Raw genomic sequence first — 20981 nt, forward strand, 5'->3', positions numbered from 1 at the left:
CGTGGGTATGGATTCGGAAACCGCCATCCCAGGGCACAGACTATCCGGGTGCGATTGATGCTGCTCACAGCCGGAACACGGGGTGATGTGGAGCCCTTCGCGGCGCTCGCGCGATACGCCTCGGCCCGAGGCCACGAGGTTCGGTTGGCGGTGCCAGACGACAGCGGTGTGGACCTTACCGGGGTGGATGCCGTTCGCCTCGATCTGCGGTTCGGTCCCCTGCTGCCCGAGTCCGGCATGCTCCCGTGGACGCTCCTGCGACACGTGCAGCGGCAGGTTCGCCCCGCCCTGCGCCGCATGTTCGCCGCCGCAGTGCGCGAGACGGTGGCGTTCGCACCCGACATGGTGGTGCACCACCCGCTCATCCTCAGCGCGCCGATGGTCGCCGACGCTCTGGGCGTTCCCCGCGTGCTCGTCGAGTTCTCCCCCGTCGCCACCCCGAGCGCCGAGTTCACCGCGCCCGGCGGGCCGACCGCGACCCGCGATCTCGGTCGGTACAACCGGGCGACCTATGCCGTGCCGCGGGCCGCCGCGCGGCTTTTCGACCGCGACGTGGCGAGAGCGGCCGCCGAGGTGCCGGGCGGGCAGGCTCCCGCCCACCGCTCGCCGTCTCGCGCGACGCTCATGGCGGTGAGCCCCGAGCTGCTGCCGCGGCCACGCGATTGGCCGGAGCAGGTGCACCTCACCGGCGCCTGGCACGACTCTGCGGCCGAGGCGTCCGTCGACCCGGCCGTCGCCGACTTCGTGCGGGACCGTGAGTATCTCGTCGCGTCCTTCGGGTCGATGGCGGCGGGGGACGCGCGGGCCCGCGGTCGTGCGGTGATGGAGGCCGCCCGTGCGCACGGGCTCGGAGTTCTGGCCCTCACCGGATGGGGCGGCCTGGCCGTGCCTGACGAATGCCGCGGGCCTGACGTGCTCGCCGTGCGGGCGGCGCCGTTCGATGCCGTGCTGCCCGGTGCAGTGCTTGCCGTGCACCACGGCGGCGCCGGCACTAGCCACGCGGTCGCCCGAGCGGGCATCCCGTCGGTGGTGGTGCCCTTCTCCGCCGACCAGCCCTTCTGGGGTGCGCGGCTGCATCAGCGGGGTGTCGCGGCACAGCCGATTCCCTCGTCACGCTTGACGGCCGACTCACTGTCCGCCGCGATCGCCGAGGCACTCACTCTGCGCGACCGGGCGGAGCGGATGGGTCACGCGATGCGCAAGGAGGACGGGTTGGCCGCCGCGCTGCGGGTGCTCGAGTCGCTCTGATGACGGGCGCTGCGTCGACGGGCGCTGCGTCGACGGGCACCGCGTCGACAGGCGCTGCGTCGACATCACGACCGCGTCGCCGGGCGCTGCGGTCGTGATGCCTGCGGCGGCGGCAGTTAGGACGGCGAAATGGAGTCCCTCGTCGCCGAAACGGTGACGGATGCCACCTTCTCCAACCGGGGGCGCTGCTCGTTCCCGTTCTCGACGACGCCCCGGTGCCAGGTCAACGTGAGGCCGTCCGGCCCGGTCTGCAGCAGCGCCAAGTTGTTGTCGAACCACGGACCCTTCACGGTCTTCCATCGGAAGGGTAGGTCGGGAACCTTCGCGGAACGCGCGAACGCCGCGCCCAGCGGAGTCGCTGCACCGTACGACATCGCCCCCGAGAACCAGCGCAGGAACCGGGGCAGGGGGTTCCGCACGGGTGAGCACACGGCCTGCAGGATGCGGCCACCGCTCTCGCGCTCCACCTCGGCCAGGTACGAGAAGTGCACGTCGCCCGACAGGAAGGTCACCGTCGCGGGCGACGGACCGCGGGCACCATCCGACACCTCCGTCGCGATCCGGGCAACCGACTGAAAGCTGTTCTGGAACGCCGCCCAGTGCTCGAGGTCGAGGCCCTGCCGCAATCGTTCCCCGAGCCACGCGGCCGGTCGCCCCCAGGCCCCCATGGAGATGGCTTCGTCCCATGCCTCGAGGTGATGCAGCCCCACTGGCAGCAGGAACGGCAGGGACGTTCCCACGAGATAGTGGCGGAATCCGCCCTGCATGTGCTCGTCGAACCAGGCGGCCTCCCGCTCGTTGAGCACCCCCCGGGCGGACGGCGTGAGATCCCGCGCCACGCGGGAGTCGACGACGAGAAGTCGCACGTCATCGAAGTCCCGGCAGTAACTCCAGCGGTAGCTGTTCGGGACCTTGTCGCAGCGGTCGGCGAAGGCGTCGAGCGTCTCGCTGAGATCCAGCGGGCCGGCAGCATCGTGGGCGCGGATCCGGCGCCACAGCGGGTCCTGAGCACGTCCTTCGGGGGACAGGTTGCCGAGGTGCTGGTAGACCCAGTACGACGCGAGACCTGCGACGATGCGCTTCTGCCACCACGAGGTGGCTTCCATCTTCTTCTTCCAGTCGAGCGACGCGTTCCAGTCGTCACGGATGTCGTGGTCGTCGAAGATCATCGCGGTCGGCACCGTCGACAGCAGCCACCGATTGGCCTCGTCCGACCACGCCAGCTGATAGAGGTGGGCGTACTCCTCGAAGTCCTTGAGCTCCGTGCCCGGGTCTTCGTGGATGTCCCGCCGGCCCTTGATGAACTCCTGCATCTCCGTGGTCGTGGAGTCGGCGTACACCTGGTCGCCGAGGAAGAGCAGCAGGTCGGGCCTGGCCTCAGTGCCGTCGGCCACCGCGAGAGCGAACGCGCGCAGCGCGTCGACACCGTGGGTGAGGTTGCCCGCACGGTCGTGCGGAACGCTGGTGCGGCACGATCCGTAGGCGATCCGCGGCGGTCGGCCGGGGGTGCGGGTGGCGATGACGGATTCCGGATACTCCGAGTCCGGCTCCGGCCACACCTGCACCCCGTCGACCTCCACCGTGTAGGGCGACACGCTGCCTGGCGCGAGCTGGTCGACCTCGACGAGGGCGTAGTGGTGACCGTGCACGGCGAAGGTGCGCGACTGCCACGATCGTCCCGCGGCGTGCACGCCGACCACGCCGTCGGCCCGCGTCTCCACCCAGATGCTCGCGGTCGTCTCATTGACGTACCGCAGCATCGGTCCCAGCAGCAGCGAGCGTGCCATGACCCTGTTCTACCGCGTACCCGCCGGTCGGCCAAGGGCCCGAGGTCGCCTCTCGGACCTGACGTGCGGCTCGTGTGCGCCGGTCTCGCTCAAGTGCGCTGGGGTGTGCTGGTCTGCGCGTATGCGCTCGTGTGCGCGGGTCCACCGTCGGCACGCAGGGATCCTCGTTCGTCGAATCGGTGAACCCTTGTGCGAGCCCGCCGGGCGGGTGAAGACTCGGGTCACACAACAAGGAGGTTGTCATGAGCACAGTCGCTCGCATCACCACCATCAGCTCCCGTTCGACGGAGAGCTTCGACTCGGCCGTCCGCGAAGGCATCGAGCGGGCCCACTCCACGCTGCGGAACATCAGCGGCGCGTGGGTCAAGGAGCAGACGGTCGAGTGTTCCGACGGATCGATCACGAGCTTCAACGTGGTGCTCGAGGTCACCTTCGTACTCGATGACTGATCGCTGATCGCGCAGACGGCTGACGGTCGCGGTCTGCTCAGGCCGTAATCGTTCGCCGTCCGCGCCCGCCGTTCGCGCGGGCCGGTCGCGTCGGACTACTCGCCGGTCGGCCGCTGCCGTCGCTGCTTCGTCTCGGAGCGCAGCTTCTTCGCCGCAGAATGACGCCGCGCCGACCCGCGCGTCGGCCGGGTGGGTCGGCGGACGGGCGCGGGAGGCGCCAGAGCACCACGCACGAGATCGGCGAGACCGCCCAGCGCGGACTCGCGATTGCGCAACTGGGAGCGGCGCTCCGACACCGTCACGGTGATCGCTCCCCCGACGAGTCGCCGCCCGAGCCCGGTGAGGAGCCTCGTCCGCTGGTCATCGGTGAGCGCGGCCGATTCGGTCACGCTCCACGTCAGCTGCACCCTGCTGTCCGAGGTGTTGACGTGCTGGCCGCCCGGCCCCGAGGCGCGCGAGAACTTCCACTGCAGTTCGGATGCGGGAATCGTGAGGTTGGGCGACACCTCGAGATCCATGCCATCAGGATCCCACTGATCCGTGCTCTGGCAGTCGACCACAGCGTGAATGTGCGACGGTCACGCCGCCTCTGATGAGGAAACCCGCGATCGATACGGTTATCGTCGAGCCGGGGTGGCAGCCGCCCGCGCAGGACCGTGTGGCACTCCGCCCTGCTCAGGACGATTGATCGGACCAGAGCGGTCGAGTACTCTCGCGAACGTGGACCTCGGAGTGCAGCTGATCATTCTGCTTTCCACGTTGGTGTCGCTGATCGTCTTCTCGATCATCTGGCGTTTCTGGCCGCGCAGAACGCACGCGCCCGCGGATGAGCCCGAGCACCTGACGACCCGCAACGAGAAGGCGACAGACGAGATCCGGGTCGTCGACGTTCGGGACATGCGGGTCGCCGACATCGAGCGGGTCCTCCAGCGTGCAGCCGATGACGTGTTCAAACCGACCCAGTAGCAACGGCTCTCCATGAATCGACGGCCGTCGCGTGAGAGTTCCGGGTCAATACCGCCTACGCGATTGACGTGACCGTCACCGTCGCACATGCCGAAGCCCGGGTGGTGAGCTCCGGCAGGCCTAGAGCGGCGAGCCGCACGGCACTCGTCCTTCCGGGGTTGTGGCGGAGTGCCCGCCCGAGACGCCGTCACTCCGAATGCTGGCTGTGATCCTCGACATCCGGTTCGGCCCGCAGCACGTCGGCGATCTCCTCCTCCGGACGCGGCGCGACAGTCTGGTCGTCCTCGAGCTCCGGCACGGCCGACTCGTCGGGGCCGGGTACGTGATCGTGCGGGGAGTGCTCGGGAGTAGAGGACACGTCGAATCCTTCGGTCGGTATCTGAAGAGCGTATTCGATCGTCCCATTGCGCCGAGCGTGACCCAGCGCGCGGCGCATCCCCGTTGCGAGCAACGCCGAAGTCGGACGCACCGATTGCCTCCCCACGCAAGATCTGCGTCCTTCCGCCAGCCGCAGTGGTTGAACTCCCCTAACCGCAGCAGTACCGTCCGTGCATGGATACGTCCAGTCGATCCGAGCGCACCGCTCTCGCCCTCGGCGTCGTCGCCGTGACCGCCTGACTTCTGTCGTACTCATGGCTGATTGGCGCCGTCTTTCCCATGCCGGACATCGCCTACCCGGTGTCACCGTGGCTGCTCGCGGAGCTCGCAGCGGTGGTGGTCGGCTTCTCAGCGGTCGGAGTCGCCTGGGCTGGCCGCGACACAGGCTCGAGGATGAGCCGAGGTGCCGCGGCGGGAGCCGTGATGGGCGGCTCCGCGGCAACGCTCGCCCTGCTCAGCCTGCTCGCTTAGCCCTGCGAAGCTGCGCTCATCGACCGGGTCAGATGAGGGAGAGCTCGCGCAGCTTCGTCTCCACGTCGGCGTTGCTCGGCTCGACGTGGTGGGTGCCGTCCGGGTAGACGACCACGGGGATGTTCGTTCGCCCCGAAATCTGCCGGGCCACTTCCGCGGCGGCCTCGTCGGCGACGAGGTCAACGTAGTCAAAGGGCACACCGAGGTCTTTCAGCTGCTTGCTGGTGCGTCGGCAGTCGCGGCACCAGTCGGCACCGAAGACGCGGATGGGACTACTCACGGGGACCTCATTCTCGTTCGGGTGGGAGCGGGCGATCGGATGCCGGACGACAGACGGCACCCGCATTCATCATTCTCTACCGTGCTGGGTGCACCACCGACTGCCCTCCCGGCAGCGCCGAACCCGAGGGTGCCACCGCATCCCGGGTCCGGTTCACGAGCGGTGCACGACGCAGCGATCGAAGAGGAGCAGCTCCGCGTCGTCTGGGCGTTCGAACCGGGTCAGGCACTCGTCGAGCAGGTTCCGCGAGATCGGTGCCGACCCGTAGGTGGGATTGGCATTGCGGAGGTCGAGCCGACGCCACAGGTCGTCGATCGGGATGTCGAAGTAGTGCAGCTCCGTGCTGGCGCCGAGCCGCGCCGCGACCCGGCGAAGCGCATCCCGTTCGTCCCGCTTCCACGTCCCGTCTTCGAGGAGGACGCTCTGTCCGTGCTCGAGCAATTCCTTCCACAGGTCGTCCAACCGCGCCTGCACCCGGTCGCGAATCTCGTCGAAGTAGTCGACGCCGAGATCGGCCATCCATTCGTCGGTGCTGAACCGGATGGCGCCCGCCTCTCGTGCTCGCTCGCGCGCCACGGTTGTCTTGCCGGAACCGGGCAGGCCGCAGAAGAGGATGAGCGCGGGTCGCTCGGTGCTGTCGGCTCCCAGCGTCATATCCTCGCCCCCACCTCTTCTACTCGTCTCCCCATGATGCCGCGTTGCCGCGACCCAGCACCCCGCTCGCGCGAAAGAGCGCCGGCTGGTCCGGGCGGATCGTGCGGCTGTGGCGACGGCGCCGGCCGGCACGCGAGAATGGCGGCATGGCGGAAGTCGAGGTGGTCGTCGCCCACAGTGAGCGCGCGACGCTGCGCGTCGGCGACGTGTTCCTCAAGATCGACTCCGATTCGTCGCTGACCGACATCGAGGTCGCCGCGGTGGCTCTGGCGCCGATCCCGACGCCGCAGATCCTGTGGCGCACGCCGCCCGTGCTCGCGCTCGCCGCGCTCCCCGGCGAGGCGCTCGGCGTGCTCGGCGAGCCGTCTCCCGTGTCGCCCGCGGCATGGTCGGCAGCGGGTGCGGCCGCGCGGATGCTGCACGACGCGCCGCTGCCGGCCTGGTCCGGGAAGAGTCTCGACTCGCTCGCAGCGCGACTGGCGAACGAATGCGACTGGCTCGTCCGGAACGGGGTCCTGCCCGCGGACCTCGTCGCGCGCAACCGCCGGCTCGCCGAGGCCGCACTCCGGCCGTGGGTGCCGGTCTTTGCGCACGGCGACTTTCAGCTCACGCATGTGTTCGTCGACGGCGACGAGGTGACCGGGGTGCTCGACTGGTCAGAGGCCGCGCCCGGCGACGGACTGTACGACCTCGCCACCCTGACGCTGGGACACGAGGAGCACCTCGCCGATGTCGTCGCCGGATACGGCACCGACGTCGACCTCGACGTCATCCGCGGATGGTGGTCGTGGCGGAGCCTTGTGGCGGCGCGCTGGCTGATCGAGCATGGCTTCGACCCGTCCTCGCGGGGTGCCGAGTTCGACGTCCTCCGCTCCGCGATGTGATTGCCGCTACCCGGCTGCCCTCCGCCTACTCGTCGGCGGTTTCCTGCTTACCGCGCATCACCAGCAGCGGGTCGGGCTTGCGGACGACGGAGTTGTCCCGGCCCTCGTAATCGAACTGCCCGAGAAAGAAGCGCATCGCGTTGAGGCGGGCGCGTTTCTTGTCGTTCGACCGGATGATCGTCCACGCCGCGTGCTTCTTATCGGTGCGCTGGAACATCTCCTCCTTGGCGGCCGTGTAGTCCTCCCAGCGATCGAGCGAGGCGAGATCCATCGGGGAGAGCTTCCACCGACGCACGGGGTCGAGCTGACGGATCGCGAAGCGCGTGCGCTGCTCCGTTCGCGAGACGGAGAACCACAGCTTGGTCACGTGGATGCCCGAGTCGACGAGCATCCGCTCGAACAGCGGCGCCTGCACCATGAACTCTTCGTACTGCGCGTCTGTGGAGAACCCCATGACCCGCTCCACACCCGCACGGTTGTACCAGGATCGGTCGAACAGCACGATCTCCCCCGCGGTCGGCAGATGCTGCACGTAGCGCTGGAAGTACCACTGACCCGTTTCGCGCTCGGTCGGCTTGCTGAGCGCTACCACACGCGCGGTGCGCGGGTTGAGGTGTTCGGTGAACCGCTTGATCGTGCCACCCTTGCCCGCGGCGTCGCGCCCCTCGAAGAGGATGATCGCGCGCCGGCCATTGTCCTCGAGCCAGTACTGGAACTTCAGCAGCTCGACCTGCAGCTTGTACTTCTCCAGCTCGTACTCGTCGCGATCCATCCGCTCGGCATAGGGATAGCCCTCCTGCCATGTGTAGACCGGGTTGCCCTCCGGATCGATGAGGTCGGGATCGGGCGTGTGCCCGTCCTGAACCGAGTAGCCGGACTGCCGAAGGTGCTCGATGTAGTCCCGGAGTCCCTCAACCTGCAGATCGCTCAACGCGTACTCCTCACCCGACCGACGTCGTTTCCGTACTGCATTATGGTCGCCTCCTCCGACGCGGGGGTGAATGCGGGGCGCCTCCGCTGTGCGACTCATCCCGCGGCGCATGAATGAGTCGAGGTCGACTCTTACTCGGGTGGTGCCCGACGCACGGGCGACGCGCCTCCCCCTTCCACCTCCGCAGGCTCTCCCGCCCTGAGTAGGGTCGAATCATGGAATACCGCTATCTCGGCAACACAGGACTTCAGGTCTCCACCATCAGCCTCGGCACGATGGGCTTCGCGGGCACCGGCTGGGCGAGCCCGGTCGGCCACATCGACGTGGATGGCGCCCGCCGGCAGATCGACATCGCGCAGGAAGCCGGCGTGAACCTCATCGACACCGCCGACGTCTACTCGGAGGGCGCCTCCGAGGAGATCCTCGGCCAGGCCCTCGGTGCCAAGCGCGACCAGATGCTCATCGCGACCAAGGCGCGCGGCGGCATGGGCGACGGACCGAACGACGCCGGACTCTCCCGCCACCACATCGTCCGGGCCGCCGAGGACAGCCTGCGCCGCCTCGGCACCGACTACATCGACCTCTACCAGCTGCACGGCTGGGACGGCAAGACTCCCCTCGAGGAGACCCTCTCCGCCCTCGACGACCTCGTGCGCTCGGGCAAGGTCCGCTACATCGGTGCGTCCAACTTCTCCGGTTGGCACCTGATGAAGGCGCTCTGGTCATCCGACAAGCACGGTCGCGAGCGCTTCGCCAGCCAGCAGATCTACTACTCGCTGCAGTCCCGGGACGCGGAGAACGAGCTCGTGCCGATCACCCTCGACCAGGGCCTCGGCATCCTCGTCTGGAGCCCGCTCGCCGGCGGACTGCTCACCGGCAAATACCGCAAGGGCCAGGATGCGCCCGAGGGCTCGCGCCGCTTCGAGGGCTGGACCGAACCGCCCATCTACGACGAGGACCGCCTCTACACCACCATCGAGGTGCTGGTCGAGATCGCGAACGACCGTAATGCGTCCGCTACTCAGGTCGGATTGGCGTGGACCCTGGCCAAGCCCGGCGTCACCTCCACGATCGTCGGCGCTCGCACCGAGGAGCAGCTGACGGACAGCCTCGGTGCCGCCGACCTACAACTGACGGATGCCGAGATCGCGCGACTCGACGAGGCAAGCGCCACCCCCCTCCCCTACCCGTACTGGCACCAGGCCAACACGGCCGACGGACGGTCGAGCGCGGCCGACCTCAGCCTCATCGCGCGACACATTAACTAGTCCCGTACGGCCCTGCGGTACGCCGCGGGGCCGTACCGCGACCGTTCACCGGGACCCGCTCGTATGCATGCGGGCTATCGCGACGATGCGGCTCGGCGGCGCGCGGTCGCCGAGGTCTCAGTCCGTCGTGTCGGTCCAGGACGCGATGTCCACGCCGTGGTTGTCGGGCGATGCCAGCGTCCACCAGGCGGGGGCGTTCGAGTCGTCGACCAGCCTGCCGCCCGCGGCGATCGCGGCATCCACCCGTGCCCGGGCCTGGTCGTCCGGCACGAAGACGTCGAAGTGCGTGCGGCCCCGCGCCGGGGCGTCGCCGGTGATCGGGTTGAACGCGAGCTGCGGTCCGCAGCGCAGGGGGTCGACGGCATCCGTGTCGCCCAAGTCCTCGTAGCCCAGAGCCGCCGCGAAGAATGGCCGGACGTCGGCCTCGGAATGCTGCGCCACGTAGATGCCAATCGACTGCACGCGCGACGGATCGGCGGTCAGCCGCAGCTCCCTGGCCGCCGCGGACACGGCCGCCGCGAACTCCGGTGCCGCCGCGGGTATGCCCTGGAAGGTGCGGTCGGGTATGCGCACGACCACCGCCTCGGGTCGCACGTCGATGTCGGGCAATACGCCGAACCGCGCTGCGGCGTCGACGACCGCGGGCACGATCGCCGCAGCGTCGACGAGGGATGGCGCGACGAATACGGCCTGCGGGCCGGTTGCGGTCACTCGCCAGTCGGCCACCCCGTGCGCCCGGTGGAACTCAGCCGGGGAGATCCACTCGGCACTGCTCGTTGTCTCGCTCACGCGCACTCCTTTCAAGGTGTTCCCGGGTCGCGTGCCGCAAGCAGGCGATAGCCCCGCGTGGTCAGCACAGTACTCGTGGCGTGAGGGTGCCCGGAAGCCCGTCGGACGCCTGTTCCGGCACCGGTGCCGACGAGTTCGTGCGGCGCTGACGGGCCGAGCCGTCGGCCGGCAGAGCTGCGGGCTTGCGGGCCTCGGGCCGCGGGCTGCGAACTTGCGGGCCGCGGGTTGCGCACACGGGATAATGAGGCATGTCCTTCGTCGAACGCCGCTCCAATCCCCTCGCCTGGGCCGCATTCTGGTTCGCGTTGGCGGGTCTCGTGCTCATGCCCATCCCGCTGTTCATCGGGCTGATCCTGGGCGGCGGTCTCTCCATCGTCGCTGCCATCCTCGCCGCGATCGCCCTCTTCAAGGGGCTCGCGCGCAGCGGCAAGGGGATCGCACCTGTCGTATTCGCCGCGATCTTCATCTCGCTCACGTGGGGCGGCATCTCGCTCGGAGGCGGGATCATCTGGTAGGTCGACCGGCCGGTGATTCTGCTCATCAAGATCCTCAGTGCATCTGCTGCCAGGATTGCGACGGTTCGGATGTGCTTTCGCGAACAGCTGTCGATCCAACGAGAACTGAACCTGCGCCCCCTCGTAAGGTTGCTCACTTCCCTGAGAGTCAGGCTCCCTCGACAGCTAGCCACGGCTCAGCTCTACCGGAGCGGCTGGCGACCTGATCAGCCTGTTCGACGGCGAGGTTTGGTTACTGGAGAAGCTTCGCCAGTGGGGCTACCAAGTGCGTCGGCAATGTACTCCCGAAGGGACGGGTCGCACACGTACATGTAGGTGCCACGCATCCCGCGTGTCAGCAGTACGCCATATATATTGCGGATGAACTCAAGTAATTCCTCATCGGAGTAGACGATCCCGCGCTGCTTGTTGTTCTGTTTACCTCTCGCATCGCGGTACGAGGCGCGGTCGATGTAGAAAGAACGTGACTCGGCGTCATAACGGAGGTCATCGCCGATGATGACTCCTGCATAGTTCAGGTCGTATCCCTGGACAGTGTGGATAGAGCCAACTTCGTGGATTGACGCCGGGCTGCTGATCCAGTCCTTCTCTTGACTATTCCAGCGCAAACTCACACCATCCAGTTCGATGTCGAACGCTGACTTGTCGCGCTTACTTTTCCACGTCCACGCATACCCTGCTACGAGGCGAGCAAGACCGTGCTCGGCGTTCCTATCGAGGATCTCGTGTTGCATCGCTGCCAGATCATCGAACATCCTGAGATCATAATCGCCGAAGTCGGGGCGGCTCGACTGGTTGGTTTCGCCGCGCAGCAGCGCCCGAACAAATTTCACGTAGTTTGTCCCCGCGCGCACCCGCATCTGAGTGGACAACGGGTACCGGCGATGTGCCGAGTGGGCTTCATCGACGAGCGAGCGGAGGACCTTCTGCGGAAGGTCAGCCGGCCGCACCGTCTGCTCGGCATCGAGCAGGTAGATTTGGTGCGCGCTTTGAGCACGGATCCAATCTAGTTGCGTCTTCGAGTGGTCGTCGGCGCCGAACAGTTTCTCGTTGATCGCCGAGAACCTTGTGTTGTTGACAGCGGACGACTGGTTGGCGCGTTGATTCAGGCGATGCGTTTCATCCACGATAAGAACGTCCCAGTACTGATCGGATACCCCCACGTCGAACGGCGTGATTATCTGGCTCGCATTTACCTTCGGTGTCTTCTTGAACACGCGCTTGATCGACTCCCGTAGGGATTGCTGCGGCACGACCAATCCGATCCGAATGTCTGCGAGCAGTGCACGATTCTCTGGGACGAAGAACTCGGCGAATATCGAATCGGGCTCAATCTCATCTGCGTCCTCGAAGTCGCGGATGTCTGCGAGGAGTTTCATGAGAAAGATGGCAACAATTGTCTTGCCGGTTCCTGGATACCCCTCGATCACGCTCGCCGACTGAGCACCCGTGCGAAGGTCTTCTAGCAGCCCTTCGACGATGTCTTCAACGGCGATCGCCTGCTCAGGCGTGAGCACCTTGAACGGCGAAAGCTTGAACAGGTCGCTGTTCTCAATCTCAGGGATGCTTCGCTGGAAGATCCCCGCTGACCGTAGCTGCTCGAAGATATCGCGGAAGCTCTCCCGATACAGGTCGCGCCCGTAGTAACGAGCATCGATGATGCCCTCATTGCCATTCATCACCCGGAACTGCCCATCACCGGCGAGCCACCGGATCAAATGTGATTCCAGATCGAGGCACACGGACTTGTTGAAGGTCTCGTCGATGACGACACGCACGCTCTCGAACCCGCTCTTGGCAGGGTTCGCGAGATGTTGGCGCATGCGAGAAGCAGCATTGACCGTCTCGCCGACATATACGGTCGCGGCGCCCTGCGAGTCCGCACAATTGAGTACGTAGACGACTGGCCAGTTCCGGCGGCGTTCATCGCCGGACGCCCAACTCGAGATCGCGGGCGCGGTGAAGTGGAACTGCTCGAGCTCAAAGGGAGTCATACTTTGTACTCCGTCCCTTCGCGCGTTCTGCGGGGTACTTCTCCTCCGTGGAGGCAAGCTTCTCCAGCACAATCTCGTCTAGATCGACGCCCAATCGCGCTGCAAGCAACGTGCAGTACGTCACGACATCGGCTAGCTCCTCGCATACTCGCGACTGGTCGCCGTCGTCGTTCCATTGGAAGCATTCCAACAGCTCGCCCGCTTCGATCGAAATGCTTTTCGCGAGGTTCGCCGGAGTGTGAAATTGGGCCCAGTCACGCTCACGAACGAACGCCTCTAAGGCTCGCTGAACACGCTCACTTGTCACACTCGCGACCGTATCAGCACACCTGAGCCCATACTCCGCCGAACAACGATCCTGCAGACGAGCCCTCACGTACCAACCAAGCAGGTTTCGTCAATTACCGCAGCCTGCGCGGCCTCCTTCGTTCGCTAGGTTGGCTCGCATGTTCACCGTGAAGCGCTGCAGCTCAACTACTAGCGTGCGGCGCGAACTTGATCGGCTCTATTGGGTGACGCCAGGCGACTTGGGCGAGGTTGCATAGCTGCTGTCTGACCGGTTCGCATTGCCCACGGCAGGGCGAGCCGAAAAGAGATTCTTGACCTACCGAACTTGCGACCGATTGAAGGAGGTGCGCGACAACCGAAAAGCGCGCCGGGTCATTTCATCACACATCATCGGGGCCGCTGAGGGCAATCTTCGACGCCTGAGCATCGACTGCATTCGGATGCGACGAAATTCCTCTGCGACCGCACTTGCCCAGCGCCTAGCTGTACTGAGCCATCGAGTTGGTGACACTCAGGCTGCGGGTGTGAGGCCGTGGCTGGAGTGGATTCGACCAGTGTTGTAGTGCGCGATCCAGGGCGCAAAGGGCGTCGGCCCGAGCGGTGTTCGAGGTAAATGGTTGCCGGTAGGCCCACTCGGTTGCGAGGGTCAGGTCGGAGCGCTCAACTTTTCCGTTCTGCCAGGGGCAGTGCGGCTTGATGAACTTCTGAGTGGCGCCGAGCACGGCGACGGCGGGGAACGCGGCCGACTTCCGGTAAGCGAAAGCGTTGTCGGTGATGACGCGCTCGATCTTCTCGATGCCGTGTCTTTGGAAGTAGGCCGCCGCTTTGGAGAGGAACCCGGCTGCAGTGATGGCCTTCTCATCGGGGTGGATCTCGGCGTGGGCGCGCCGGGTGGGTCTTTGACCGCGGCGTGGACGTAGTCGAACCCGATCCGGTTCTTCCGGTCGTTCGTGCCCGCGGCACGGCCGTGAACTCACCATCCGCCACCGTCCGGGATGCGGTCAAGCCTCTTCACGTCGACATGCACCAGCTCACCTTGGTCTGTCCCGTTCGTACCGGTTCGCCGTCGACCGGGACGCCCTGATCGAGGCCCGGTGACAGGGTCGAGCCACGCCAGCGGCGGGACCTAATGCCGGGTCAGGATGCGGGAAATCGTCCGGGCCGGGACGCCGGTCACCGACGCTAGTCGGGGGGGCCCGAACCGCAGGCGCGTCCGCGCTTCGAGCACGGCTGCCTCGCGTTGCGGGGTGGCCCGGGTTGGCGTGGTGCGGGGCCGACTGGACCGGTCGGCCAACCCTGCAACGCCTTCGGCCCGAAAGCGTGCACCCACCGGTGCGCGCATTGGCGCGAAACACCGAGTTCTTTGGTCACGTGAGCGACGTGCCGGCCCTCACGGATCACTCTGTGAACAAGCAAAGCCCTCCCGCGGGTCGTCAAACGAGCATTAGCGTGGAGCAGGGGACCTCCTGGCGATGGTTGAACTAGTCAGCTCCATCAAGCCAGGGGTCTCGCTACATCACAAGCCCGAAAGTGTCACCAACGTCACGGCCGAGAACAACTAGACGGCATTCTGTGGTGCTTCGTGAGGCCATCGCTCAATGCACCAATCTGCCAGTTCAGTACTCCGAGAGTCGACCTCGGCCGGAGTCCAATCTGGATACTTCTTGGCGAATGTGCGTGCGCTGGTGAAGGCAGACATCGACTCGAACTTCGGCGCTTTGACACTGTAGGCACTTGTTTGCAACTGCCCATTCATTTGGGAACTGAGCGGAATCAAGTTGGCGAAAAGGTCTTTCTGACGGGCGTGCTCAGAAGCCGAGAACTTCGACCAGTTCTTCGATGACGCTTGTGGTAGAACGTGCTCTATCCACATCGTGAGAGAGGAAACATCGTCCCCGCCCAGCGACTCCTCATATTGCATGAGCACATAGCGATCGATCGAAGTACCGTAAAGGGGAAGAGTTTTGACTGACTCCCTAACCTCATAGCTCGATGGCCACTGAACTGTCTTACGGGTGGCAATTCTCGCAGAAACGTTAGCACCCGACGGTTTCCCGTCAACTTCTCCCCACAGGCCCTTGAATACGGCATGAAGACCTGTTGGCTCGTGCCCGCAGAGCGCGCGTCTAACGAGGAAAGAATCGAGCACTCTCATGGTTTCCAACGCATCCGATTCGTTGACGTCACCCCTCGATATACCAACGGAAAGGTTCATCAGGAATGGATATATGGAACTGGGCGCACCCATACCGTAGAACCGGCGAAATGCCTTCCTGATCGATTTGGGATGATTGCTAGAATTTGTGCCGAATTTCAAATCGAGGAACGGCGCCTGGTACACCGAAAGTTCTTCGACCACGTCCTCCGGCTTCTTCCCCACCCAATGTGACTTCAGGGCCGCGTAGACGTCGGATTTCCTGAGGTTGGAATCGTAGATGAGTCCGAAAGGAAAAAAGTAGTCGTCAAAATATTCCTTCTTGTCGACCTTGAACTTCTGATAGAACGGGCCCCAGTAATGGGTGTCCACCCGGACTGCTTCGTCCGGATCGTCCGCTGCGGTCTTCGCGAAGACATCGTTACGGACGAGGTCCCCAGTCGTCATCGGCTCCTGGCCGGAATTCAGACTATCGAAGATTTTCGGCCCATTAGTTGGGTCTTTGATGTCGATCTGCACGATCGTCATTGACTGAACTAGACGCGCGTATATTTGGCCAAGCCGAGCGGCACCCTCGACTCTGACTTGTTTGCGTAAGAACGATTTTGCAGCTTTATAGTTGGTCGCCACCCGTTGATTGCTTTCCACACTGCTCGGTAGTGGGCTGAGCTTGAATCCCTCAAGGCTCTTGTCGAAGTTTCTGGTAGCCAGTACTTCTCGAATGACCGCGTTCATGTCCCCTTGGTCTTCCTTGGACGACTGAAGCTTGATATTCGACTTGTTGTGATACCCGCCGCTAGCTATGTACTTCCGGAATATCTTCTGAGCTTCGACTGTCTCACCAAGCTCTATATACATCTGCACAACCGCGCACAGGTAGAGGTAGATGGTCGTGAGTCGCTGTTGACCGTCGATGACTTGGTAGGCGTCGGGATCAGACGGATCGGTGTAAAGGCCATGGTGAATCACAGCGCCAAGGAAGTGCACGTCATTGGTTCCGTCAACGAGCGCCAGAAGGTCCTTCTCAAACTGTACGAGGCGCTTGGGCATCCACTTATATGGCCGCTGGAAGAAAGGAATCACGAATATTGCGTCTCGCCCGATGAGCGAGCCGATGTCTGTTTCGTGGGTATTGTTTGTCAGCTTGACAATCGACACAGGGTCCCTTCTTTGCCAGTAGTTGGTGTGAATAGTCGTGTGCGAATTCCAGCTGGAGATTCTCCTAGACACTGCATCAGCGTAGGGCAGGGGTGCCGCTAGACGGTGAAGTGCCATCCTTTTCCCCGAATGAAAAATTGCCCGATACACGGCTTGGATGCTGGCTAATATCGGTGTCACGTCCACGATTGTCGATGCTCGCACGACGAGCAGCTGACGGACAACCTCGGCGCCGCCGACCTGAAGTTGACCGACACGGAGCTTGTGCGACTCAATGACGCGAGTGCGACCCGCTCCCCTACCCGTACTGGCACCAGGCCAAAACCGCGGACGCTCGCTCGAGCGCAGCCGACCTCAGCCTTCTCAAGCGGCTACATTCCTGATCGGTGGGCCAAGCAGCGATACGGCATGGTCGACATCGCAACCCGGTGGCTCGACGCTGATCGGCATAGGCATCGTTCCGATCGGGAGTCTGCCGCTGCGCCCCGGACGTGGACGTCAGGTGTGCGCCGCTCTCTGGCCTATCGGTCGCGAGCCCGTAGCGACTCCGGCCAACCGCAACCAGCCCCCGCAGACGACGCCTGTGAGGGAGCTGAAATTGCCGAGAACCTCTATCTGCGCGTCCTATACTCTAAAACGTTCGGTGTCGACCGGCAGGCACGAACGGCAAATGGGCGTTTGTTGGAGTCTGTGCGGAGCTGGGAAGCACTGCAAAGCGCCGGTCCAGGACGCCCCGTCTTTACTCAGCCCCGTGTATGTATAGGTAGATCGACTCGGCTATCTTGCGTCCGAGCGGGATGGGCACCGCGTTGCCGAACTGCAGTTTGGACCCGTAACACTCGAAGTCATCAGGGACCCCCAGAAGCTTGGCCGCTTCGAAGTCAGTCGGGTGGAGGTACCGACCCTTCTCAGGCTTGAAGAACTCCGTCCGGATCGTCACAGAGGGCGCCCCGCTCCGGAGCCGACCCATGACATCTCCGGAGCTGGCGTCGCGCAAGTCCCACGCCACGGTAGAGAGGTATTCGAGGACAACCGTCCGATGTGCGTCGCCCTCAGTGAGAACAACATGGAATATCTCCGACTTGCTGCGACGGCTCCTCGACCTCGTGCACTCCGAGACGGGATTGGCAGTGCTCACGGTGAATCGACGCTTTGTGGCGGCACCATCGACCACAACGATGTGCGCACCAAGAACGTTCAACGACCCATCGTTGTGTCGGTGGTCGCCCACCTTTTGGAGGACGAGCTCGCTGCCGTCATCGAAGCGACACACATACCGACCGCGGAGGTCCTTCCGGTTGCCACCTTTCGAGATCGCGCGATAGCGCCACAGCGAGATCAGCTCTGGTCTGCGGCCAATGTGAAGGTCAGTCGTCAAGAACGGGCCGACGAAGCTGCCTTCGAGTCCGGGGACATGTCGCGGGGAGGGGGCCGGCCCATGCGGTCTGCTCGGCGATCAAGCCAATCGATTTGCCGAGACCCTTGAGCGGTACCTTCTTCCCGGAGGGACCCCGGGAGTGCGTCGGTTTGGGGTAACGCAGTAAATCAGAAGACAGACCGGCGTCAGTACGAACACCGATCACAATCGCGCGCCGACGGGCTTGCGCAGCACCGTAGTTTGCTGCGTCCGCAAGTAGCGCTTGTCACGGTCCAGCTCGGTCTCGCCGGGCTTCGAGCCAGGGTCGACAAGGCGATAGTTCGCAAAGTCCGCTCCGCCGATCCGGTACTTTAGGTCCGCAAACTCCGCGGATCGGAAGAATCTAGCGACGTTCTCGATCACGAAAACCTCCGGTCGAGCGCGACCACAACGCGGATGAACTCCTCCCAAAGCATGTTCCGCTCCGGGCCCACCTTCTCGCGGTTCAGTCTCGAAAATCCCTGGCACGGCGGGCCCCCAACCACAACCAGATAGCGACTACCACCAGCACCGCACAGGAGGATTCGTTCCGTCAACACCTCCTCGAGGAGACACTCCGTTCTTTGTCGCGTCGTCGTAGGTGACCCGTATCTGCGAAAGCGCGGATTGGTGATGCCTTCCTCAGCTCGTGCGACAACGAGAGTCGCCCATTCATCTGCTCGGTGCGTATGGTTAACTCTTCACACCGACTTGAGGAACGGTGAAGTTTTCAAGCTGTCCCGCAAGGAGCCCGTGGCCTCTAAGCAGACGTTCAACCACAACAGGATCCCTCCATTCGTCGCTCGCCAATGCGACAGAGAACGCGCGTAAGGCTGCAGCGAGCTCTCCCAGCCCTTTCTCGCGAATGATCCGCATTCCTGGAATCGATGTTGCATCGCCATAGATCTTCTGCGCACGGTGGATCATGACCGGCACATGAGTTGCGGCCGGGTCGTAACGTTCTCCGATCCACAACATCGACTGGCCGAGCTGGCCCATGTCCCGCTTGCCGATTGCTTCGGAACGCGCGCCCGTTTTCGCCTCGATGACCCAGAACTTGTTGTCGCCCAGCGCCCAGAGGTTGTCGGGCCCCCCGTTATTGTCGTGCTCGGGGCGCTGTGACCCGAGCCCTATTAAGAAGCCCGCCTCTCGCATGGCCTCTTCGAACTGCTCCACACGCAAATCGTCGAAGATCAACTCCTCTACGACGCTTTCGAAATCTAGGCGGAGTTGCACGTCACTGGAGTATCGCGAGGTGATTCGTTGTACGCACATCGCCACTTGTTGAGAGTGCGTATCTAGCGGCTTGTATGCCAGTCCGGCCTGGGGCTTGGTGACGTTCGTGTTCTTCCCACGAGCGAGCAACAGGATCTGCTGACCGAGCTCGGGGTCAGCCAGGTCAGCATAGATGGCCTGCATCTCTAGAAGACTGCCGACGACGAGCTCGTCCGACTCAATTTCTATCGCCGATTCTATGCGTGTGCGGGCACCGGCAGGGTCACCGTTCGTGGCGAAAACGAATGCTTCCCGACGTGCGACGGCGGCGTCACTGACTTTCCCGGCCGCCGGCGCTATGTTGCGCAGTGCTGTCAGCGCCAGCTGCACCCAGTTCTCGTCGCGATTCAGCGCTTGGTTGGCTGTGTCGATGATGTTGGAGATTGGCCGGTTCGTGATAGCGGAAGCCACCGTCCGAGAGAGTTTCAGTTGCGAGCGCGTTGCGGGACTGAACATCGGTTCGGTGCGCGGGTCGACGGTCAGTTGGGCAAGCCTCGGGCCGAGAAGGAATACGACGCAATGGTCTTCGTTGCTGCGTACAGCTCGTCCCATGCCCTGTTCGATTCGCTGCACCTGCCTAGTATCGATGCTCGAGTCTTCATTCGTTACTAGGGCATCTAGCCGCTCCTCCGGAGAAAATGCTTCCGGGAGTCCGTCAATGACGAGTACCCTGCACGCGTTGTCGGGAAGGTCAATACCGTCATATCGGTTGACAAGGACCACGAGGCCGACATGTTCCTCGGTTTTCAGTCGCTGGATCGTTTCTTCGATCGTATCTGTCGTGGCGACAACCTCCGCATGAGGACGCCACCTCTCAGCCCATCTGATACTGGGAACTAGAACTACCGTGTTATGCGTCTTGCTGAGTTCTAAAATCTCGTTCCGGATCTGCTCGCCGGTCAGATCCGCGTTGATCTCCTGCGGCACCAAGATCATACGTTCACCGATGTCGCCCGCGGAGAGAGGCGTTACCGGATCCACCACACTTTCCGCGTCCGCGCCGAAGTCGGTAACCAGGACGCTGTCATCGGCGAGCGTCGCTGTGAGGAACACTCGGTGGGGTGCCTCCATGAATGAGTTGACGTGGTCGGCGGGCAGTAAGGCGTGATAGTGAGCTTGTCGTTGGCGAACACTGGACGGGCGAGCGCCAAGACGTCGGCGACTCCAGGCCAATCGAAGAACAATTCGTTGCCATCAGTTGCTTCCTCACGGAGGACTCCGCGAGCCTCTTCGAGCTTGATTCGCCATGCCCAAAAAGGAACTCGCACCGGCGCGCCACGCCGGTCATCCTTCACATCGAGGAAGCCTTCGATGGATTGAGTTCGAAGGTCCGGCTCGAACAGGCTGAGTAGCTTGTCGAATGCGGAGTTCCCGCGAGGAATGGTCAGCTTCTCTCGAGTCGTCGCGAGTGCAGCGTGCGCGTCATCGATGACAACCGCGCCTATTGGAGCCCGCTTTGCTGAACGTTTCGCGGAGAACTTAGTGCGTCCATTCACGAGCTCATGGACGTTCACCACCCCGATTGCTTCGCTCCGCAGATAGGCCGCGCCGTCAACATTAGTCGTAGTCGCGATCCCAATTCTCTCGGCTTCGGCGATGACTTGCGTCTGAAGATACTTGCTGGGCGCTACGTACAGAGAGGGGCCCTCGCCCGCATTGAGGTAAGACTGCAGGATAACGAGACCGTCGATGGTTTTACCGCCGCCCGTGTTGACCTTAATCACAATGTCTTTCTCATCGCGACGCTTGTGCCATGCCGTGAGCACCTGCGCCTGAACATCGCGAAGGTATCCGTACCCGGAAGATTTCTTCAGCTGACCGTAGAGCTCCCGAGGCTCAACCGGAGCGTCCTGTTCGGATTCTTTGAGCATTGCGGCGAAATCGACCACGTCGTCCCCTTTCGATGGAAGCTAAACAGCAGCCCCATCCATCATGGTGCACATTTCCATCCTTGATGAATCGATCGCGTTGGAATCGAGAACTGTTTCCTAGATCAGCCGTCCACGACGCCATGGGCGTGGCGCTCAAGTCACCTCTAGTTCTCCGAAGGAGGTCCATGAGCTCATTGGTCACAGGACCGCCAACTGCGGAGAGC

At 63.8% G+C, this 20981-nt stretch carries 23 protein-coding genes and 1 pseudogene; 7 read left to right on the top strand and 17 right to left on the bottom strand.

Translation table 11 applies throughout. The features are described 5' to 3' along the window. Positions 1-57 precede the first annotated feature (57 nt). Entirely contained in the window at positions 58-1248 is a 1191-nt protein-coding gene (locus EY822_RS00995; RefSeq protein ID WP_227496916.1) for a glycosyltransferase, read from the top strand. 116 nt (positions 1249-1364) lie between these two features. On the opposite strand, the gene EY822_RS01000 is transcribed toward EY822_RS00995, so the two are convergent. Further along, positions 1365-3035, bottom strand: a complete 1671-nt coding sequence (locus EY822_RS01000) for an alkaline phosphatase D family protein (protein ID WP_227496917.1) — start codon at positions 3033-3035, stop codon at positions 1365-1367. A gap of 242 nt (positions 3036-3277) precedes the next feature. On the opposite strand from EY822_RS01000, the gene EY822_RS01005 reads away from it, so the two are divergent. Next, positions 3278-3484, top strand: coding sequence for a dodecin family protein (locus EY822_RS01005; protein WP_150306569.1), 207 nt, complete (start codon positions 3278-3280; stop codon positions 3482-3484). Between the two features lie 95 nt (positions 3485-3579). Here the strand turns inward: EY822_RS01005 and arfB are convergent, their stop codons facing one another. Continuing rightward, positions 3580-4002: an alternative ribosome rescue aminoacyl-tRNA hydrolase ArfB gene (arfB, locus tag EY822_RS01010; protein WP_150306570.1), complete on the bottom strand. Its 423-nt coding sequence runs from the start codon at positions 4000-4002 to the stop codon at positions 3580-3582. Positions 4003-4204: 202 nt separating this feature from the next. On the opposite strand from arfB, the gene EY822_RS01015 reads away from it, so the two are divergent. Next, positions 4205-4450 carry a hypothetical protein gene (locus EY822_RS01015; RefSeq protein ID WP_150306571.1) on the top strand — a complete coding sequence of 82 codons (246 nt, stop codon included), beginning with the start codon at positions 4205-4207 and terminating at the stop codon, positions 4448-4450. Positions 4451-4637: 187 nt separating this feature from the next. Here the strand turns inward: EY822_RS01015 and EY822_RS15205 are convergent, their stop codons facing one another. Continuing rightward, on the bottom strand, positions 4638-4808 hold the full coding sequence (locus EY822_RS15205; protein ID WP_227496918.1) for a hypothetical protein: 171 nt from the start codon (positions 4806-4808) through the stop codon (positions 4638-4640). Between the two features lie 299 nt (positions 4809-5107). On the opposite strand from EY822_RS15205, the gene EY822_RS01020 reads away from it, so the two are divergent. Then, positions 5108-5299, top strand: coding sequence for an RAMP4 family protein (locus EY822_RS01020; protein WP_150306572.1), 192 nt, complete (start codon positions 5108-5110; stop codon positions 5297-5299). A gap of 28 nt (positions 5300-5327) precedes the next feature. Here the strand turns inward: EY822_RS01020 and EY822_RS01025 are convergent, their stop codons facing one another. Then, positions 5328-5579 carry a glutaredoxin family protein gene (locus EY822_RS01025; protein WP_227496919.1) on the bottom strand — a complete coding sequence of 84 codons (252 nt, stop codon included), beginning with the start codon at positions 5577-5579 and terminating at the stop codon, positions 5328-5330. A gap of 153 nt (positions 5580-5732) precedes the next feature. Then, complete coding sequence (locus EY822_RS01030) at positions 5733-6233, bottom strand: AAA family ATPase (protein ID WP_150306574.1); 501 nt, start codon at positions 6231-6233, stop codon at positions 5733-5735. Between the two features lie 146 nt (positions 6234-6379). Here EY822_RS01030 and EY822_RS01035 point away from each other — a divergent pair, with 146 nt between their 5' ends. Then, entirely contained in the window at positions 6380-7117 is a 738-nt protein-coding gene (locus tag EY822_RS01035; RefSeq protein ID WP_150306575.1) for a phosphotransferase family protein, read from the top strand. Between the two features lie 25 nt (positions 7118-7142). Here the strand turns inward: EY822_RS01035 and ppk2 are convergent, their stop codons facing one another. Beyond that, positions 7143-8048, bottom strand: a complete 906-nt coding sequence (gene ppk2, locus EY822_RS01040) for a polyphosphate kinase 2 (RefSeq protein WP_227496920.1) — start codon at positions 8046-8048, stop codon at positions 7143-7145. A gap of 215 nt (positions 8049-8263) precedes the next feature. Between ppk2 and EY822_RS01045 the strand changes: the two genes are divergently transcribed. Next, positions 8264-9316: an aldo/keto reductase gene (locus EY822_RS01045; protein WP_150306577.1), complete on the top strand. Its 1053-nt coding sequence runs from the start codon at positions 8264-8266 to the stop codon at positions 9314-9316. A 117-nt stretch (positions 9317-9433) separates the two neighbouring features. On the opposite strand, the gene EY822_RS01050 is transcribed toward EY822_RS01045, so the two are convergent. Further along, on the bottom strand, positions 9434-10105 hold the full coding sequence (locus tag EY822_RS01050) for a VOC family protein (protein WP_150306578.1): 672 nt from the start codon (positions 10103-10105) through the stop codon (positions 9434-9436). A 248-nt stretch (positions 10106-10353) separates the two neighbouring features. Here EY822_RS01050 and EY822_RS01055 point away from each other — a divergent pair, with 248 nt between their 5' ends. Next, positions 10354-10620 carry a hypothetical protein gene (locus EY822_RS01055; RefSeq protein ID WP_150306579.1) on the top strand — a complete coding sequence of 89 codons (267 nt, stop codon included), beginning with the start codon at positions 10354-10356 and terminating at the stop codon, positions 10618-10620. 206 nt (positions 10621-10826) lie between these two features. Here EY822_RS01055 and EY822_RS01060 read toward each other — a convergent pair whose 3' ends face one another. The 10 genes and pseudogenes from EY822_RS01060 to EY822_RS15215 all read right to left on the bottom strand — a co-directional run bounded on the left by EY822_RS01060 (position 10827) and on the right by EY822_RS15215 (position 20775). Then, the gene (locus tag EY822_RS01060) at positions 10827-12614 is read right to left on the bottom strand and encodes a DUF2075 domain-containing protein (protein ID WP_150306580.1); all 1788 of its coding nucleotides are present in this window, start codon (positions 12612-12614) and stop codon (positions 10827-10829) included. Beyond that, on the bottom strand, positions 12601-12921 hold the full coding sequence (locus EY822_RS01065) for a nucleotide pyrophosphohydrolase (protein ID WP_150306581.1): 321 nt from the start codon (positions 12919-12921) through the stop codon (positions 12601-12603). Before EY822_RS01065 ends, EY822_RS01060 begins: the two co-directional genes overlap by 14 nt. 460 nt (positions 12922-13381) lie before the next feature. Continuing rightward, entirely contained in the window at positions 13382-13879 is a 498-nt protein-coding gene (locus EY822_RS15580) for an integrase core domain-containing protein (protein ID WP_406609769.1), read from the bottom strand. A gap of 149 nt (positions 13880-14028) precedes the next feature. Beyond that, on the bottom strand, positions 14029-14244 hold the full coding sequence (locus EY822_RS15585) for a helix-turn-helix domain-containing protein (RefSeq protein WP_406609771.1): 216 nt from the start codon (positions 14242-14244) through the stop codon (positions 14029-14031). Beyond that, positions 14200-14303 (bottom strand): annotated as a pseudogene (locus EY822_RS15590) (IS481 family transposase); the annotation flags it as partial. The gene EY822_RS15585 and the pseudogene EY822_RS15590, both read right to left, overlap by 45 nt. 157 nt (positions 14304-14460) lie before the next feature. Then, positions 14461-16215 carry a DUF262 domain-containing protein gene (locus EY822_RS01075; protein ID WP_227496921.1) on the bottom strand — a complete coding sequence of 585 codons (1755 nt, stop codon included), beginning with the start codon at positions 16213-16215 and terminating at the stop codon, positions 14461-14463. Between the two features lie 739 nt (positions 16216-16954). Then, on the bottom strand, positions 16955-17593 hold the full coding sequence (locus tag EY822_RS15210) for a DNA cytosine methyltransferase (RefSeq protein WP_227496922.1): 639 nt from the start codon (positions 17591-17593) through the stop codon (positions 16955-16957). A 201-nt stretch (positions 17594-17794) separates the two neighbouring features. After that, entirely contained in the window at positions 17795-17995 is a 201-nt protein-coding gene (locus EY822_RS01085) for a BTB/POZ domain-containing protein (protein ID WP_150306583.1), read from the bottom strand. 309 nt (positions 17996-18304) lie between these two features. Further along, entirely contained in the window at positions 18305-19939 is a 1635-nt protein-coding gene (locus tag EY822_RS01090; RefSeq protein ID WP_227496923.1) for a helicase C-terminal domain-containing protein, read from the bottom strand. After that, a complete protein-coding gene (locus EY822_RS15215; protein ID WP_227496924.1) occupies positions 19855-20775 on the bottom strand; it encodes a DEAD/DEAH box helicase family protein in 921 nt (306 codons plus the stop codon). The genes EY822_RS01090 and EY822_RS15215 overlap by 85 nt, the downstream gene beginning before the upstream one ends. Between the last annotated feature and the right edge of the window lie 206 nt (positions 20776-20981).

The organism is Planctomonas psychrotolerans (assembly GCF_008642235.1).
GTDB classification, from domain to species: domain Bacteria; phylum Actinomycetota; class Actinomycetes; order Actinomycetales; family Microbacteriaceae; genus Planctomonas; species Planctomonas psychrotolerans.